Below are 17668 nucleotides of genomic sequence, written 5' to 3' on the forward strand. Positions count from 1 at the left end.
CCTCCCTTCTTTCACTATGAATAATGATGGTAAATAACGAAGCGCAGGGTCATTTTTCCTGGCACTGAGGCGTTACCTCGCCGTTACTTTCTTTCTTCTTTGCAAACCAAGCGCATAAATTGCCCTCTGACAGAGATAGCTGCCTGGTTCTATATAATCGTGTGCAAACTCGTGCTGATAAATAACGGTCGCTCGCACAATCTGTCGTTTATATTCCTCGCGCTGCCAGAAAATATCCTGCGCAACAAATTTAATCGGCAAAGCATCCTCAATACGGCTGGGCGTGTGGTGTCCTCCCTTTGCCTGAATCTGAGCGCGGGAAGGCGTGGGCCGGTGGATGAGATCGGAACTGAGGGTTTGCGGATTTTGTAAGTGGGCTCGCTGCGCGCGGCGTCGGCCGGCGGCGGAGCCATTAAACGCGGTTTTACGGGACATTGCGGTCTCCTTTAATGAGCTTTGGCGGTATGTACCCTTAATGGCTATACCCCAAAGCACATTGCGTCATGGCGCTGGCCTTTCAGCCACGTAGATTCCGTACGGAATCGTTGTATTTCATCATCAAGATGGTGCTGTACATCAGGTTGATGAAAAAAGAATACCTTAAGGTAACTTAAAAATAAATACCCATGGGTATACTTTATGGCGAATAAATCGCAATCCATTGAAAAATGAGAGATATTTTTTAACCTGTTGCCCAGCGACACCATTAAGAGCCGGAAAGGCCGAGGGAGCGCGCTGAACAGGGTGTGGCAGGGTTATGCGGGAAAAGACGCAGGTATGCCCGGCTTACACGCGGCATACCGGGTTAAAACTTATCGGCTGAACTCAGTACGAATGGCGACCTGCGTGGCAATGCACGCCTTTAAACGAAGCGTTTAACGCTGTGGCTATAAATCACGCGACCAATGATCTTCAGATACTGTTCATGGCTTTCGCCAATCGTCCAGTCTGCATATTTACTGTTATCCGAGTGAACAAGCAGGCCATCCGCCGTGAACTGAAGGCGCTTCACCAGCACCGCGCCTTTAAAGGAAAAGACGTAAATGCCGTCGCCTTCAAAGTAGTCTTTCGAGACATCGACAAAAATGTAGTCACCGGTCTCAATGGTGCCGGACATGCTATCGCCGGATACGGTGATCACCTTGATATGCTCTGCGGGCCTGTTACCAAAAAGCCGCAGCGCGCCGGCAGAGTCATAGGTGATACTGCTGACCGTTTCATCAACCTCGCTGGAGACAATGCAGCCCGGCCCGGCGCTGGCCTGGGCATCCAGAACCTCAATGACATATGGCATCTGTGGCGAATCCTCTACCGGTTCTCGCTCAATATCAATATTCCCGGTGATACCGTCCATCCATCCGCGGGGAAGATTGAACGAAGATTCAATAAGTTCGACCATCTCGTCAGCTATCCTTTTCTTTTGCTTTTTGCCTTCGGGGTAGAGCATTCTTGAGACGTAAGAAGGCTCCCGGCCAAGGGTTCGGGCCACATCAACGGCTTTGCCGCCGCATAAATTATCGCGGATATAGAGCAAGCGCTGCCGTCTGATTTCGTATTTATCCATCGCAAAGATTCTAACGCCATTTACCATCAGGTATCTAAAATATAGCAAAACCCAATTAAATTACCTATAGGTAATAAAAAACGGTCTGCTGCGGCTCCTTCGTCGCAGCGGAACCGCAACACTGCTACTTATGGAAAAATGACGCCATTGATTTTGGTGTAGGGTGTCGTTCATACGTGGACACCTATGTAATACGTTGAATTAATTTATCTGAACTATGGATTTTGTCGCTACTGGAGATCAAAAAATCATGTTCCTCCGGGGTCTATACTTAGACAGTAATTCGCAAACCCGGTCCCCCTGCCGGTAACCATGCAGGGAGAAACGAACTTTTACGCTACCGGTGAAATCGCGCCGATAGCGGTTGCGCAGAATGCAGAATAGATAAGCGAGTGCTCAGAAGGTATCAATGGGCATAAAAACATTTTTATCAAACATTTAGCAATGTGAGTATTGATATGATCACTATCGACGGTAATGGCGCGGTTGCTTCAGTCGCGTTTCGCACCAGTGAAGTTATCGCCATCTACCCGATTACGCCCAGCTCCACCATGGCGGAGCAGGCGGACGCCTGGGCCGGCAACGGGCTGAAGAACGTCTGGGGCGATGTTCCCCGCGTCGTCGAAATGCAGTCGGAAGCCGGGGCCATTGGCGCCGTACACGGCGCGCTGCAAACCGGCGCTCTCTCGACCTCTTTTACTTCATCGCAGGGTTTACTGCTGATGATCCCGACGCTGTACAAACTCGCCGGTCAGCTGATGCCGTTTGTGCTGCACGTCGCCGCACGCACCGTGGCAACCCACGCGCTCTCTATCTTTGGCGATCACTCGGACGTCATGGCCGTGCGCCAGACCGGCTGCGCGATGCTCTGCGCCAGCAGCGTCCAGGAAGCCCAGGATTTTGCGCTGATTTCGCATATCGCTACGCTGCAAAGCCGGGTGCCATTTATACATTTCTTCGATGGTTTCCGCACCTCGCACGAAATCAACAAAATCGCCCCGCTGGCGGACGATACCCTTCTCAGCCTGCTGCCGCAGGATAAAATCGATGAACATCGCCAGCGCGCCCTGAATCCCGAACATCCGGTAATCCGCGGAACCTCAGCTAATCCGGACACCTACTTCCAGTCGCGTGAAGCGACTAACCCATGGTACGACGCGGTTTACGAACACGTTGAAACGGCGATGAACGATTTTGCCGCCGCCACCGGGCGTCAGTACAAACCGTTTGAGTTCTACGGACATCCGCAGGCCGAGCGCGTTATCGTGATTATGGGCTCCGCAATCGGCACCTGTGAGGAAGTGGTTGATGAACTGCTGAGCCGCGGAGAAAAAGTCGGCGTGCTGAAAGTTCGCCTTTACCGGCCCTTCTCCGCCGCGCACCTGCTGGACGTTCTGCCGGAAAGCGCCCGCGCCGTGGCGGTCCTCGATCGCACCAAAGAACCGGGCGCCCTGGCTGAACCGCTGTATCTCGACGTGATGACCGCGATGGCGGAAGCCTTTAACCGCGGCGAGCGGGAAACGCTGCCGCGTACCATTGGCGGCCGCTACGGTCTCTCATCAAAAGAGTTCGGACCGGAGTGCGTGCTGGCGATTTTCAACGAACTGAGCGCCGCCAAACCCAAGCCGCGCTTTACCGTTGGCATCTACGATGACGTCACCAACCTTTCCCTGCCGCTGGTAGAAAATACCCTACCGTCGGAGGCGAAGCTGGAAGCCCTGTTCTACGGCCTCGGCAGCGACGGCAGCGTCTCGGCCACCAAAAACAATATCAAGATTATCGGTAACTCGACGCCATGGTTCTCGCAGGGCTATTTCGTCTATGACTCGAAAAAAGCCGGCGGCCTGACGGTCTCTCACCTGCGCGTCAGCGAGAAGCCGATTCGTTCTTCCTATCTTATTTCGCAGGCCGATTTCGTCGGCTGCCACCAGCTACAGTTTATCGACAAGTATCAGATGGTTGAGCGCCTGAAGCCCGGCGGTATTTTCCTGCTCAATACCCCATACAGCGCCGAAGAAGTCTGGTCGCGCCTGCCGCAGGAAGTCCAGGCCACGCTGAATCAGAAAAAAGCGCGGTTTTATATCGTTAACGCGGCCAAAATCGCCCGCGAGTGCAGCCTTGGCGCGCGCATCAACACCGTTATGCAGATGGCGTTTTTCCATCTGACGCAGATCCTGCCGGGCGATAGCGCGCTGGCGGAACTGCAGGGCGCGATTGCGAAAAGCTACAGCAGTAAAGGCCAGGAACTGGTCGAACGCAACTGGCAGGCGCTGGCCCTGGCCCGCGAGTCGCTGGCGGAAGTGCCGTTACAGCAGGTCGATGCCAACAGCCCGAACCGCCCGCCGGTCGTCTCCGACGCCGCGCCGGATTTCGTCAAAACCGTGACCGCCGCCATGCTGGCCGGACTCGGCGATGCGCTGCCGGTTTCCGCCCTGCCGCCGGACGGTACCTGGCCAATGGGCACCACCCGCTGGGAAAAACGCAATATCGCTGAAGAGATCCCTATCTGGAAGGAAGAGCTTTGCACCCAGTGCAACCACTGCGTTGCCGCCTGCCCGCACTCGGCAATCCGCGCGAAAGTGGTCTCCCCGGACGCGATGGAAAGCGCCCCGTCCAGTCTGCACTCCCTGGACGTTAAATCCCGCGATATGCGCGGCCAGAAATACGTTCTGCAGGTCGCGCCGGAAGATTGCACCGGCTGTAATCTGTGCGTCGAGGTTTGTCCGGCAAAAGATCGGCAGAACCCGGAGATCAAGGCCATCAATATGATGTCGCGCCTTGAACATGTCGAAGAAGAGAAAGTGAACTATGACTACTTCCTCAATCTGCCGGAAATGGACCGCAGCAAGCTGGAACGTATCGATATCCGCACTTCGCAGCTGATCAGTCCGCTGTTCGAATACTCCGGCGCCTGCTCCGGCTGCGGCGAAACGCCGTATATCAAGCTGCTGACTCAGCTCTACGGCGACCGGATGCTGATCGCCAACGCCACCGGCTGTTCATCGATTTACGGCGGCAACCTCCCTTCCACACCGTACACCACCGATGCCAACGGCCGCGGGCCGGCGTGGGCCAACTCGCTGTTCGAGGATAATGCCGAATTTGGCCTTGGCTTCCGCCTTACCGTCGATCAGCATCGTCAGCGCGTCATGCGTCTGCTATCGCAGTTCGCCGATAAACTTCCGCCCGAACTTAACGATGCGCTGCACGCGGAGGCAACGCCTGAGGTACGCCGCCAACAGGTGGCCGAGCTGCGCAAGGTGCTGGCAAATGAAGAAGGTGCGAAGGAACTGTTAATCGACGCCGACGCGCTGGTCGAGAAATCTATCTGGCTGATCGGCGGCGACGGCTGGGCCTACGATATCGGCTTCGGCGGTCTCGACCACGTGCTGAGCCTGACCGAAAACGTCAATATTCTGGTGCTCGATACCCAGTGTTATTCCAACACCGGCGGCCAGGCATCGAAGGCTACCCCGCTGGGTGCGGTGACTAAATTTGGCGAGCACGGCAAGCGCAAGGCGCGCAAAGATCTTGGGGTCAGCATGATGATGTACGGTCATGTTTATGTGGCGCAGATTTCCCTTGGCGCGCAGCTCAACCAAACGGTAAAAGCGATTCAGGAAGCGGAAGCGTATCCGGGGCCGTCGCTGATTATTGCCTACAGTCCTTGCGAAGAACACGGTTACGATCTGGCGCTAAGCCACGATCAGATGCGCCAGCTGACCGCGACCGGGTTCTGGCCGCTGTATCGCTTTGACCCACGTCGTGCCGATGAAGGTAAACTTCCGCTGGCGCTGGACTCCCGTCCGCCGTCAGACGCGCTGGCGGAAACGCTCCTGAACGAACAGCGCTTCCGTCGCCTGAACGCGCAGCAGCCGGAAGTTGCGGAGCAGCTATGGAAAGATGCGGCCGCGGATCTACAAAAACGCTATGACTTCCTGGCGCAGCTGGCCGGTAAGGCGGAAAAACCCACCAGCGAAAGCTAATTCGCTGCCGTTTTTATCAGCGCATAAAAAAAGCCCGAATATTCATTCGGGCTTGTCGCTTTACCGCTCAATAAAAACCATTCTCAGGAACGGAGGGTAATATAAATTCTTGAATGACAATTAAAGGCATATAACGAGCGGATAATACGATACTAAAATCGATATGTATAATTTTTATTTTGTATATTTCCCACCAAATCATTCATTATAATTATCATCATTTCATCTGAATTATTTATTTTAGATTTTACTCATATCGTAACAATTGATACTTACCATATCTCTATTTGCTCCTTTAGCATGAGTTCACTTCCCAGGAGGAAGCTAAAACAAAAACCGTTAAAGGATTGTCCAAATGAAAAGAAAAGTACTGGCCCTCGTTATTCCAGCATTATTAGCTGCTGGCGCTGCTCATTCTGCTGAAATTTATAATAAAGACGGAAATAAACTGGATCTCTATGGCAAGGTAGACGGTCTGCATTATTTCTCCGATGATTCATCGAAAGATGGCGATCAATCCTACGTCCGTCTTGGCTTCAAAGGCGAAACCCAGATTAACGATCAGCTGACCGGCTACGGTCAGTGGGAATATAACGTTCAGGCGAACAATACCGAAGGCTCTGACAACCAGGCCTGGACCCGTCTGGCATTTGCTGGTCTGAAATTCGCTAACTACGGTTCATTCGACTATGGCCGTAATTACGGCGTACTGTACGACGTAGAAGGCTGGACCGATATGCTGCCAGAATTCGGCGGCGACTCCTACACCCAGGCCGATAACTTTATGACCGGCCGCGCTAACGGCGTTGCAACCTACCGTAACAATGACTTCTTCGGTCTGGTTAACGGCCTGAACTTCGCCCTGCAGTATCAGGGTAAAAATGAAAATCAGTCCGGTGATGAAAATCAAGAAGGCACCGCCAACAATAATGGTCGCAACGTCAAAAACTCTAACGGTGACGGATTTGGCCTCTCCTCCTCCTACGATCTGGGTATGGGCGTGAGCATCGCAGCGGCCTATAGTTCTTCTGACCGTACCAATGAGCAGACCCATTATTCTACAGCCGGCGGCGATAAAGCCGATGCCTGGACCGCAGGTTTGAAATATGATGCCAACAATATCTACCTGGCAACCATGTATTCAGAAACCCGTAATATGACCCCATATGGTAATAACAGCGATACTATTGCCAACAAAACGCAAAACTTTGAAGTGACGGCTCAATACCAGTTCGATTTCGGTCTGCGTCCGGCTATCTCCTACCTGCAGTCTAAGGGTAAGGATTTGGTTATGCAGGGCAATGCTGCTAACCCGGCAGGAAATACCGGTGACAAAGATCTGGTTAAATATGTCGACATTGGCGCGACTTATTACTTCAACCGTAATATGTCTACCTACGTTGATTACAAAATCAACCTGCTGGATGAAGACGATAGCTTCTATTCTAACAACGGCATCTCTACGGATGACGTCGTCGCGTTAGGTCTGGTTTACCAGTTCTAATGTCCGGGCCCGCTGGCAACGGCGGGCTTTGTCTTCCCCTCCCGGCGATCGACTGCATTCAAAGCAAAACAATATATCGATTACCTTAAAATAATCGTCCGTTAAATGATATATTGCTCCCTGGAATTGCCGTAGCCGTAAGAGGACGCCCGCCATGCACCATCACCCCGTAACATCATCCCGAATCACCTCCGTCGCCTATGATGAATCCGCCGGCATTCTTGAAATCCGCTTTCGCGATAACCAAACGCTGCAGTATATCGGTGTCCCGCCGCGCATTTTCCGCGACTTTCTGCTGGTGGTTTCTAAAGGCCGTTTTTACGATGGCGTCATTAAAGGAAAATTTACCGAACGCCGCTGCGCCTGATGACGAAAGTGTGATTGCGCGCAATGTACAATAATCGCCTGGATGACCTACACTTTAAGTGGTTACTTAAACAGGAGGTTTTATGAACAGAATGATTCTTGTGCCCATCGATATTTCTGATACAGAATTAACCGATCGCGTTATCAAGCATGTTGAAGCTGAAGCCAGAATCGATGATGCCGAGGTGCATTTCCTGACCGTCATTCCCTCCCTTCCCTATTACGCTTCGCTGGGAATGGCCTACACCGCAGAGCTGCCGGCGATGGATGACCTCAAAGCCGAATCGGAATCGCGGCTCAAAGAGATTGTGAAAAAGTTTAATATCCCCGAAGACCGTATCCATTTTCACGTTTCAGAGGGCTCGCCGAAAGATAAAATCCTTGCTATGGCGAAGTCTCTCCCCGCGGACCTGGTGATTATCTCTTCACACCGTCCCGATATCACCACCTACCTGCTGGGCTCTAACGCCGCCGCCGTTGTCCGTCATGCGGAATGTTCGGTGCTGGTTGTGCGTTAAACCGACTCTGCCCGCCGCCGTGCGGGCTTTTTGTTTCTTTGATCTGACCCGCAGCGCCGCAGATAGGGTCATTTTTTAGCTGCGACTATTAAAATTAGTACGTTGTGACTTTTTCATTTTGCTGTATAAAGCCCTTACCCGAACATGGGTATGTCTTACAACAATTATAGGGATGATATGAAAAAGTTAATTATGGTAGTTTTAGCCGCAGCCGCTATTTCTGGTTGCGCCCAGCAGAGCTTCTCGGTAAATCCTGGCGTGACCGTTCAACCTCAGCAGGTTACCACTCACCACTTCTTCGTCAGCGGTATTGGCCAGACTAAACAGATTGATGCTGCGGCCGTGTGCGGCGGCGCCGACAAAGTCGTCCGTACCGAAGTACAGCAGACTTTCGTCAACGGCCTGCTGGGTTTCGTCACCCTCGGCATTTATACTCCACGTGAAGCGCGCGTTTATTGCGCTAAATAATCGCTGGCGGCAGGCATCATAAGTGCCTGCCCGTTTTCAACCACCGTCCCTTTGCCCCAACATACTCATCTTTTCTCGCCCCCCACCTGGAGGCTACCTTCTGATCGACCATACGAAGAAATCACATAAACGCCCGGCGCACGATGATGAGTGACCACGCACCGGCAGCTGGTTTCTCAGTCCCTACGGCGCTCCTTTAGCGCATGCCCATAAGCCCCCGAATGATACGTCCTATGGAAAACTGGAGTGCCCAGGCCGGGAAACACTCCAGTGTAACGATCTCATGATCGGGACTTAGGGGTTTTGCTTACAATACCCGCGAGCGGCAATGATTTAGAATCGATATTGAAGACCAGCTGTAATGGTATAGTTTTTATTTGCAATACCGGCCGCATCTCCTCCAATTGAACCTGATTCGCCGCTATTGGTATCTATAATCTGCGTGCCTCCCTTGCCCTCTTCATATTTACTGTAGGTGAATTCAGCAAAAACTTTGGCATGCGACGTGATGTAATATCCGGCATCAACCGATGTACCGTAATAACGCGAATTAGTGGATTTCTCCCGGAAGGTCAGCTCACGCATATAGTGCTCGTCGTTATCATGAGCCCGGACCCAATCACTGAATTTAAACAGGGCATTAAACTCAAAGTCATTAACACGATACTGCCCCGCGAGGCCAATGTAGGGCATGGAGAATCGCTGGCTGTAGCCAATACCGCGCTCGCCGGTCGGGAAATTGCCCGTAGTCGCACCGTTATCATAATTATAAGAACCACCGGTGGCCGTCCAGCTAAAACGGGTTTCCTGATATCCCGCAATGACGCCCGCTTTATAATTTTCGTTCTGGAAAATCCAGCCTTGCACGCTGAGATCGTATTCATTGGCATAATTGACGCTGGTGCTGGGATGAGATGAGTGGTCTGTCCACCCGGACTGATTATCGTTCATCCAGTCATAGTCATCCATATGACCGGAACCTGAAGCTAACGACGTCCAGCCGCGGGCGGCCAAGGTCAGGAAGGAGTAAGCATCCCATGAGATATCGCCTTTCACAATGGCGACATTCTTTATTTTCCAGTCCAGTTGGCTGACTTTTCGCCCCGTATCCGCGTCATAAACCCTCTCCTGAGATTTCCCACTCAGCATCCCCGCGGACGTCGATACGGTAAAACTTTCCGCCGAAAAATTCGGGCTTAATTGCGCTGGCTCAGCATAAGCTGTTCCTGAAAGAGTCGCTATCATCATTACTGCAACGGTACTTTTTTTCATTTTTATTCCCATCATTAAAAGATAATCCATAAGTTGCAGTGGAAGTTTAAATCTCCGACAAATGCCAGGCAACTGTCAATTTTTGTCATTACTTTATTCATAACCCAGAGAGTGAAAATGTTGGCTGGTTAAGCGCTTCGTTTTACAAGAGAAAATCATATTAATGAGATAGACTTTCAGATTATTATTAGGCATAAATCGAATAGCTATAAGCTTGAAGAAAAACCGCTCCTGTGACGCTTTTCTCTCAAACTTCGCGTCTATTAGACAGCGCCATAAAATATCTTCGCTGTATAATTATCAGGGTGCAAATAATCATATTGCGATCCGAACGGAACATGGCAAGAACAGCAATAATAAGCGTCAAAGCAGCGGCGTAAAAAATGATTCATGCGTAGATTACGCGCTAGCATTCGTCCTATCGCGAGGAGAGCATGGCCTCGGCGTGGCCAAAATTCGCCGCAGTATCGCCGGCAGATGAAAAGCCGCAGTAAAACGCGCTGGCATTCGTCGTCGGAATCCGTACCATACGCGACATACTTTTGCCTGCTGGCGACTCTCAGCCGGCGCTAACCCCTTGCTAACCAGATGGGGCATGAAAACGCGTAAATGATGCAGGCAGCTGACAGGACATGGATAGCAGAAACGAACGGCGATTGGGTACTGATGCCCAACGCCAGGCTTGCACCGTGGCGTACCTTTGCCCCTTTTGTTTCAGAGAACGTTAATAATGCTAGATAATCAGCAAGTTACAAAGAAAGAAAAATACAACCTCGACAAATTGCAGAAGCGCCTGCGCCGCAACGTCGGCGAGGCGATCGCCGATTTTAATATGATTGAAGAAGGCGACCGCATCATGGTTTGCCTCTCCGGCGGTAAAGATAGCTACACCATGCTGGAGATTTTGCGCAATTTGCAAAAAAGCGCGCCAATCTCTTTCTCACTGGTGGCGGTCAACCTCGATCAAAAACAGCCGGGCTTCCCGGAGCATATTCTGCCGGAATATCTTGAGCAGCTGGGCGTGGAATATAAGATTGTTGAAGAAAATACCTACGGCATCGTTAAAGAAAAAATTCCGGAAGGTAAAACCACCTGCTCGCTCTGCTCCCGTCTGCGCCGCGGCATTCTTTACCGCACCGCTTCTGAACTGGGCGCAACCAAAATCGCCCTGGGCCACCACCGCGACGATATCCTGCAGACCCTGTTCCTGAACATGTTCTACGGCGGGAAGATGAAAGGTATGCCGCCGAAGCTGATGAGCGACGACGGTAAACATATCGTGATTCGTCCACTGGCCTACTGCCGGGAAAAAGATATTGAGCGCTTCTCCCAGGCGAAAGGTTTTCCGATCATTCCGTGCAACCTGTGCGGTTCGCAGCCCAACCTCCAGCGCCAGGTGATTGCCGATATGCTACGCGACTGGGATAAACGCTATCCTGGGCGCATCGAAACCATGTTTAGCGCGATGCAGAACGTGGTGCCTTCCCATCTTAGCGACGTTAACCTGTTCGATTTTAAGGGCATTCATCACGGTTCTGCGGTGATTGACGGCGGCGACCTGGCGTTCGATCGTGAAGAGATCCCGATGCAGCCGGCCGGCTGGCAGCCGGAAGAGGATGACGCGCAGCTGGATGAACTGCGCCTGAACGTGGTGGAAGTAAAATAACGTCTTGCGTCTCAGGCGCGCGCCTGAGACGCCTTTGTCGCGCTTATTTCAGCAAACGAACCCGGCAGGCCTTACCTTTAATCTTCCCGTTTTGCAGCTGCTTAAACGCTTTATGCGCTACGCCCTGGCGCACGGCTACGTAGACATGCGCCGGATGAACGGCAATCTTGCCGATGTCCGCGCCATCAAGGCCGATATCACCGGTCAACGCCCCCAGCACATCGCCCGCGCGCATCTTCGCTTTTTTACCGCCATCAATGCACAGCGTGGCCATCTCTGCCTGCAGCGGCACAACAGTGCTATTCGTCGGCCCGTTCATCCAGTTGAGCTTCATTTGCAGCATTTCGGCAAGAATATTCGCGCGCTGCGCCTCTTCCGGCGCGCAGAGGCTAATCGCCAGACCGCTTTCACCGGCGCGAGCGGTACGACCAATGCGGTGCACGTGAACCTCCGGGTCCCAGGCCAGCTCATAGTTCACCACCAGCTCGAGCGACTTGATATCTAACCCGCGGGCGGCAACGTCGGTCGCCACCAGCACGCGCGAACTCCCGTTAGCAAAGCGCACCAGCGTCTGGTCGCGGTCGCGCTGTTCAAGATCGCCGTGCAGCGACAGAGCGCTCTGTCCGGCGGCGTTTAGCGAATCGCAGACGGCCTGACAATCCTTTTTGGTATTGCAGAACACCACGCAGGAAGCGGGCTGATGCTGGCTCAGCAGCTTTTGCAACAGCGTGATTTTACCGTGTTGCGAAGTTTCAAAAAACTGCTGTTCGATAGCCGGCAGCGCATCAACAGCATCAATTTCAATGGTCTGCGGGTTGTTCTGCACGCGGCCGCTAATCGCCGCGATCGCTTCCGGCCAGGTGGCGGAAAACAGCAGCGTCTGGCGCGAAGCCGGCGCAAAGCGGATCACTTCATCAATGGCGTCGCTAAACCCCATATCCAGCATGCGGTCCGCTTCGTCCATCACCAGGGTTTGTAGCGCGTCCAACGACACGGTGCCCTTTTGCAGGTGATCGAGCAAGCGCCCCGGCGTGGCGACGATAATATGCGGCGCGTGCTGTAGCGAGTCGCGCTGGGCGCCAAAAGGCTGGCCGCCGCAGAGGGTTAAAATTTTAATATTTGCCAGAAAGCGCGCCAGGCGACGCAGCTCACCGGCGACCTGATCCGCCAGTTCGCGGGTCGGACACAGCACCAGCGACTGCGTCTGGAACAGCGAGGCGTCAACGTGCTGGAGCAACCCGAGGCCGAATGCCGCCGTTTTACCGCTGCCGGTTTTTGCCTGCACGCGGACATCTTTACCCGCAAGAATCGCCGGCAAAGCCGCCGCCTGAACTGGGGTCATCGAAAGATACCCTAGTTCATTCAGGTTAGTGAGCTGGGCGGCGGGCAAAACATTCAGAGTTGAAAAAGCGGTCACAATTATTTCTCGCATTACATTTAGGGGCGGACAATCTGCTGGCGCGTATCGTCGCAGATCTCCGCTCCCGATGCGACAATTTAATCGGCTCATCGTCAGGCGGTGGGTCGGGTAACGGACGCGGGCGGGGTTTGGGATCGTGGACCGGTACAGGATCGTTGGGTTCCGGCGGAATGGGGATTGAGTTCAGCGGATGAATAGGCATATTGACTCCCGGTTATGGGCGGGTACACCAGTTAAGCGTAGAAGCTGAGAAACAGAGCGCAAAAAAAAAGCCGACTCATTAAAGTCGGCGTCGTACGAATCAATTGTGCTATGCAGTAATTCAAAAAAGGAAGTAAGACAATATGGAGCGCAACGCCCATCGCTTGACGTTGCATTCACCTGCGAGAGAGATATTGCCCTGAATGGATAGACGGTTTATTGATTTCGCTCAAACATTGCCGGGTTTTCATCATCATCACCGCGCCAAAAGGCGATTCTTTACAACCATTTACTACGATGCAACCACCATGTAACACCCCCAATGAGAACGACTAACATTATGCAGAAAATAGAAAAACCCATATGCCAGCTATTGCCGGGAATGCCGCCGAGGTTGACGCCAAAGAGTCCGGTTAAAAAAGTGCTGGGTAGAAAAACCATGGCCATCAGCGACATCGTATAGGTTCTACGTGATAGCGACTCCTGCATAATTTGCGCGATTTCATCGCTCATAATCGCCGTGCGGGCGATGCAGCTATCAATCTCATCCAGACCTCGCCCCAGACGTTCGGCAATATCCTGCATCCGTCGCCGATGGTCGTCCGTCATCCACGGCAGACGCTCGCTGGCAAGCCTTGCATACACATCACGCTGCGGCGCCATATAGCGGCGCATGACGATAAGCTGTTTACGTAGCAGCGCGAGGAAACCGCGCGGTGGGACCTGCTGATCCAATAAATCATCTTCCAGATCGATAATCCGGTCGTGAAGCTGCTCGATAAACTCGCTGGCGTGATCGGTTAGCGCATCGCAAACATCCACCAGCCAGCCGCCGCCGTCAATCGGGCCGTTGCCCTCACGCAAATCGCCGAGCACATCATCCAGCGCCAGGACTTTGCGCTGCCGGGTGGAGACAATCAAACGCTCGTCCATATAAAGACGCATCGCGACCAGCTGGTCCGGGCGCTCATCGGTACTGCCGTTAATACAGCGCAGCGTGATTAATGCCCCATCGCCAATTCTCGTCACTCGCGGGCGAGTGCTCTCGCCGGCCAGCGCATCGCGCACGTTATTGGGCAGCAGCGGCGTTGATGCCAGCCATTCCGCGCTATCAACATGGGTATAGTTGAGATGCAGCCAGCAAGGATGCTCTTTATCAATGGTGTCACTATCGACCAACGGCTTTACGCCGCCCTGCCCGTCGAACACCCATGCAAAAACGGCATCCGGCACGTTCAGTTCCGATCCCTTAATGGCGTCCACTGGACCTCCGTTAACTCATGCACATTTCCGTAGTCTAGCCTTACGCGACGGTTACGCAAGAGCTAATCAGGGCATGCTGCTGAATTCACTGGCGAAAAGCGAGGAGCCTGAAAAAAAGAACCCGCCGGCGGCGGGTTGTGGATGTACTTTGCAATACTGTGTCTAACCTGCATTATTAGCCGCCGCCAGACGCTGGGCTGACGGGAAGGCAGGCTAGCAGGAGCCGTTCATTTTTTCTCTTCTGCGTATTGACGAGCGTTGTCATGCAAATGGGTACACATACTTTTTTCCTCCATTTTAGTAAGCAAAATAAGAATAGAGTGATATTGCCGCTTTGCAAGTTTAACCGTGACCTTTAGCGCTATTCAGATAGCGCAGCAATAGCAGCAGGTCTAAATCGTTGCGTAGATGAAATTTAGACATAATCTGGCGCTTGTGTGCAAAAACCGTTTTATTGCAAAGCGAAAGTTTTCGGGCAATCGCGTTCACCGTTAACCCCTGATAGATTGCCGCCGCGATAATTCGCTGCTGTGGGGATAGTTTCCTCTGCGGGCAACGCTCGCATCGCAACACCGATTTTTCTTCCGCTGACGGTGGGGGCAGAATCCATGAGAGTTTAATTTTCGCCATAACCTGAGAGATTTTCTCATCGCGCCCAACAAAGACGATCTCTTTCAGACAGAGCGGCAAAGCGGCTCTTCCCCGTCGATTTTGCCTGGCAACCAAACCAATCAGCAATCCCGGTTTCCGATTTAACAACTCGGGATGACATACGAATTCTGCTCCGCGACATAAATCCAGCACGACCACATCAGCATCCTGCACGATCCGTTGATTAAGCGATGCGGCACATTGCGTAGATAATGCGTACTCCGGGAAGAGGCCCTGTAATATAAAGTGCAATCCTAAATTAAAAAACTGATTATTATTTTTAATGACGATATTCAACATCGACTTAGCCTGCTGAAGAAAGTAAATCAAGTATTATCCAGACAGCTAACGATACGCAAAGTACCGCTATCGTCGATTTACAAAACACGATATAAATAAACATTATTTTTCGACCTGAGAACTGGCGCCCCACGAAATTTAAGCAGAAATAGCGTTCTGGCGCGGCGAATCAGCCCCGGCTAATTAAAATCGACCCGCCCCGTTGTGGATTACCCTCCCTCGCCTTGACTAAAAAAGAGATATTGCAAAAACGTTATATCATTCACATGGATATATTTATGCTCGCCGGAGCGTCGCCACTAAGGCTGGCTTACGATCAAGCATCGTAAAAACCCACGCTATTATGGCTGAAGTGAATTTTCATCTAAACACACTCATTAACTCAAGTTATTTTTCGGTGTCATTTTAGACTATTCATAGCTTGCCTTGTTGCTCCTCTCAACGGTTATTGGCTGGCAGAGGGGCGGACTCCCCGGCGGGGAAATGGGAGAGTGACAAACCATCCCGCGAAAGCATTCAACAAAACGTCACCTTCTGTGGGGCATCACGTTCGGCGCATTTCTTTTTGCGCAAAATGCTGTATTATGCGATTTATTGCAGCATTTTGCGGGTTTAGATTATGCACAAAACGGCCAGACAGAAATATCTAATTGATATTCTTAGCGAAAAAGGCCAGGTCACGATCAGTGAGCTGGTCGATAACCTGCAAGTTTCTGCAGATACGCTGCGCCGCGATCTCAGCGACCTCGAGAAACAGGGGCTGGCCCAGAAAAACCACGGCGGCGCTATCGCGCTCAATCTCTCCATCATGAATCGCCAGAACAGGAATACGCTGCTACCGGATATCAAGCAGCGCTTAGGTAAAATGGTGGCGGAGAAAATCCCCAGCGGATCCACGCTGTTCCTTGACGCGGGGAGTACCGTGTTGGCCGTCGCCGCTCAAATACAGGGCCCAATGACGGTTATCACCACCTCTTTGGATATCGCCCAGCACTTCAGCGCGCGTCCGGATATTCAGCTTATTTTGCTGGGGGGAAAATGGGATATGCAGCAGCGCCTGTTTGCCGGTAGCGCTACGGTTTCGCTGCTGGAACGCTATCGGGCGGATATCGCTATTCTCGGCGCCTGCGCGCTCCATGCCGATCTCGGCCTCAGCGCCAGCCAGGAAGCGGACGCCGAAGTTAAGCGCGCCATGCTGGCGGCCAGCGCGGAACATTGGCTGGTGGCCGATCATATGAAACTCAACCACTGCGAGCCCTGGCTGGTTGCCGGACTCGCCGACATCCATCAGCTCTTTCTTGACCGGCCATGGGAAGAACTGAAGGATAATGGCTCAATACAACTCACTATCGCTGATGCTTAAGAACGCGGAGATGCTTATGACTAACGGTAAGAACATTAATATTGCCCTGATTGGCTACGGCTTCGTCGGCAAAACTTTTCATGCTCCGCTGCTCCAGTCCGTCGACGGCCTGAATCTGGCGATTGTCGCCTCGCGCGATGAAGAGAAAGTGAAACGTGACCTGCCAAACGTCACCGTCATCGCATCGCCTGAAGAGGCCATCCAGCATCCGGATATCGATCTGGTGGTCATCGCCTCTCCTAACGCAACCCATGCTCCGCTTGCCCGTCTGGCCTTAAACGCCGGTAAGCACGTCGTCGTCGACAAACCCTTTACTCTTGATATGCAGGAAGCCCGCGAACTGATTGCGCTCGCGCAAGAGAAACAGCGGGTGCTGTCGGTGTTCCATAACCGCCGCTGGGACAGCGATTATCTGGCAGTGAAGCAGGTTATCGAACAGGGGCTCATCGGCAACGTGAAACATTTTGAATCCCATTTTGACCGCTTCCGCCCGGAAGTACGCGTCCGCTGGCGGGAGCAGAACGTACCGGGCAGCGGCCTGTGGTTTGATTTAGGCCCGCATCTGATCGACCAGGCGCTGCAGCTGTTCGGCCTGCCGCAGTCGGTGCAGGGAAACATCGCCACTCTGCGTGAAGGCGCGGAGATCAACGACTGGGCGCACGTGGTGCTGAACTATCCGCAGCACAAAGTGATTTTGCACTGCAGCATGCTGGTCGCGGGTGGCGTATCGCGCTTTACCGTCCATGGAGATAAAGGCAGCGCCGTCAAACAACGCGCTGACCAGCAGGAGAGCCAGCTGCTGGCGGGCGTGGTTCCGGGCAGCGAAAGCTGGGGCGCGGACGACGATAGCCTGGTGGTGTTTGACGCAGACCTGCGCGCCAGTGAAATCAGCGCGCCACGAGGCGATCAGCGCCAGTACTATATTCACGTCCGCGACGCGCTGACCGGCAAAATCAACAATCCGGTATCGCCATTAGAGGCGCTCGCCGTGATGGCGGTGCTGGAAGCGGCAGCGCAATCCGCCGAGAGCGGTACAACGCAAACGCTCGCGCTGACCGCAGATGAACTGGCGGGTCTGCAATAAGCGCCGCGCAATATGTCTGAGGGGTTGTCGCCCCCTTTAATG

Annotated in this window: 14 protein-coding genes and 2 pseudogenes; 9 read left to right on the forward strand and 7 right to left on the reverse strand. The window is 52.9% G+C overall.

The features are described 5' to 3' along the window. Window positions 1–72 precede the first annotated feature (72 nt). Together ACE3MN_RS14615 and ACE3MN_RS14620 are read right to left on the reverse strand one after the other, a co-directional pair. The gene (locus ACE3MN_RS14615; protein ID WP_004139179.1) at window positions 73–435 is read right to left on the reverse strand and encodes a hypothetical protein; all 363 of its coding nucleotides are present in this window, start codon (window positions 433–435) and stop codon (window positions 73–75) included. Window positions 436–862: 427 nt separating this feature from the next. Further along, window positions 863–1564, reverse strand: coding sequence for a helix-turn-helix transcriptional regulator (locus tag ACE3MN_RS14620; protein WP_049090298.1), 702 nt, complete (start codon window positions 1562–1564; stop codon window positions 863–865). Between the two features lie 458 nt (window positions 1565–2022). Here ACE3MN_RS14620 and nifJ point away from each other — a divergent pair, with 458 nt between their 5' ends. From nifJ to ACE3MN_RS14645, 5 genes are all read left to right on the forward strand, one after another. Further along, window positions 2023–5550 carry a pyruvate:ferredoxin (flavodoxin) oxidoreductase gene (gene nifJ / locus ACE3MN_RS14625; RefSeq protein ID WP_102650180.1) on the forward strand — a complete coding sequence of 1176 codons (3528 nt, stop codon included), beginning with the start codon at window positions 2023–2025 and terminating at the stop codon, window positions 5548–5550. A 355-nt stretch (window positions 5551–5905) separates the two neighbouring features. Then, entirely contained in the window at window positions 5906–7054 is a 1149-nt protein-coding gene (ompC, locus tag ACE3MN_RS14630) for a porin OmpC (RefSeq protein ID WP_004139187.1), read from the forward strand. Between the two features lie 154 nt (window positions 7055–7208). Beyond that, a complete protein-coding gene (locus ACE3MN_RS14635; RefSeq protein ID WP_004139189.1) occupies window positions 7209–7421 on the forward strand; it encodes a KTSC domain-containing protein in 213 nt (70 codons plus the stop codon). Window positions 7422–7503: 82 nt separating this feature from the next. Continuing rightward, window positions 7504–7938: a universal stress protein UspF gene (gene uspF, locus ACE3MN_RS14640; RefSeq protein WP_004121089.1), complete on the forward strand. Its 435-nt coding sequence runs from the start codon at window positions 7504–7506 to the stop codon at window positions 7936–7938. 177 nt (window positions 7939–8115) lie between these two features. Further along, a complete protein-coding gene (locus ACE3MN_RS14645) occupies window positions 8116–8406 on the forward strand; it encodes a Bor family protein (RefSeq protein ID WP_024358363.1) in 291 nt (96 codons plus the stop codon). 333 nt (window positions 8407–8739) lie between these two features. Here ACE3MN_RS14645 and ACE3MN_RS14650 read toward each other — a convergent pair whose 3' ends face one another. Further along, a complete protein-coding gene (locus ACE3MN_RS14650; RefSeq protein WP_024358364.1) occupies window positions 8740–9678 on the reverse strand; it encodes an omptin family outer membrane protease in 939 nt (312 codons plus the stop codon). 484 nt (window positions 9679–10162) lie between these two features. Between ACE3MN_RS14650 and ACE3MN_RS14655 the strand changes: the two are divergent. Beyond that, window positions 10163–10419 (forward strand): annotated as a pseudogene (locus ACE3MN_RS14655) (site-specific integrase); the annotation flags it as partial. After that, window positions 10409–11344 carry a tRNA 2-thiocytidine(32) synthetase TtcA gene (gene ttcA, locus ACE3MN_RS14660; RefSeq protein ID WP_024358365.1) on the forward strand — a complete coding sequence of 312 codons (936 nt, stop codon included), beginning with the start codon at window positions 10409–10411 and terminating at the stop codon, window positions 11342–11344. The pseudogene ACE3MN_RS14655 and the gene ttcA, both read left to right, overlap by 11 nt. Before the next feature lie 43 nt (window positions 11345–11387). Here ttcA and dbpA read toward each other — a convergent pair whose 3' ends face one another. From dbpA to ACE3MN_RS14680, 4 genes and pseudogenes are all read right to left on the reverse strand, one after another. Further along, window positions 11388–12761 (reverse strand): ATP-dependent RNA helicase DbpA, encoded by a 1374-nt coding sequence (gene dbpA, locus ACE3MN_RS14665; RefSeq protein ID WP_004139192.1) that lies wholly within the window; start codon window positions 12759–12761, stop codon window positions 11388–11390. A 40-nt stretch (window positions 12762–12801) separates the two neighbouring features. Continuing rightward, window positions 12802–12966 (reverse strand): annotated as a pseudogene (locus ACE3MN_RS14670) (hypothetical protein); the annotation flags it as partial. Between the two features lie 278 nt (window positions 12967–13244). Beyond that, window positions 13245–14228: a zinc transporter ZntB gene (zntB, locus tag ACE3MN_RS14675; protein WP_004139195.1), complete on the reverse strand. Its 984-nt coding sequence runs from the start codon at window positions 14226–14228 to the stop codon at window positions 13245–13247. 342 nt (window positions 14229–14570) lie between these two features. Next, complete coding sequence (locus ACE3MN_RS14680; protein ID WP_064342565.1) at window positions 14571–15179, reverse strand: LuxR C-terminal-related transcriptional regulator; 609 nt, start codon at window positions 15177–15179, stop codon at window positions 14571–14573. 619 nt (window positions 15180–15798) lie between these two features. Between ACE3MN_RS14680 and ACE3MN_RS14685 the strand changes: the two genes are divergently transcribed. Together ACE3MN_RS14685 and ACE3MN_RS14690 are read left to right on the forward strand one after the other, a co-directional pair. After that, a complete protein-coding gene (locus ACE3MN_RS14685) occupies window positions 15799–16542 on the forward strand; it encodes a DeoR/GlpR family DNA-binding transcription regulator (RefSeq protein WP_004139198.1) in 744 nt (247 codons plus the stop codon). Beyond that, window positions 16508–17626, forward strand: a complete 1119-nt coding sequence (locus ACE3MN_RS14690; protein ID WP_162685324.1) for an oxidoreductase — start codon at window positions 16508–16510, stop codon at window positions 17624–17626. Before ACE3MN_RS14685 ends, ACE3MN_RS14690 begins: the two co-directional genes overlap by 35 nt. Window positions 17627–17668: the final 42 nt, after the last annotated feature.

The sequence above is a fragment of the Klebsiella grimontii genome (assembly GCF_042137965.1).
Lineage (GTDB): Bacteria > Pseudomonadota > Gammaproteobacteria > Enterobacterales > Enterobacteriaceae > Klebsiella > Klebsiella grimontii.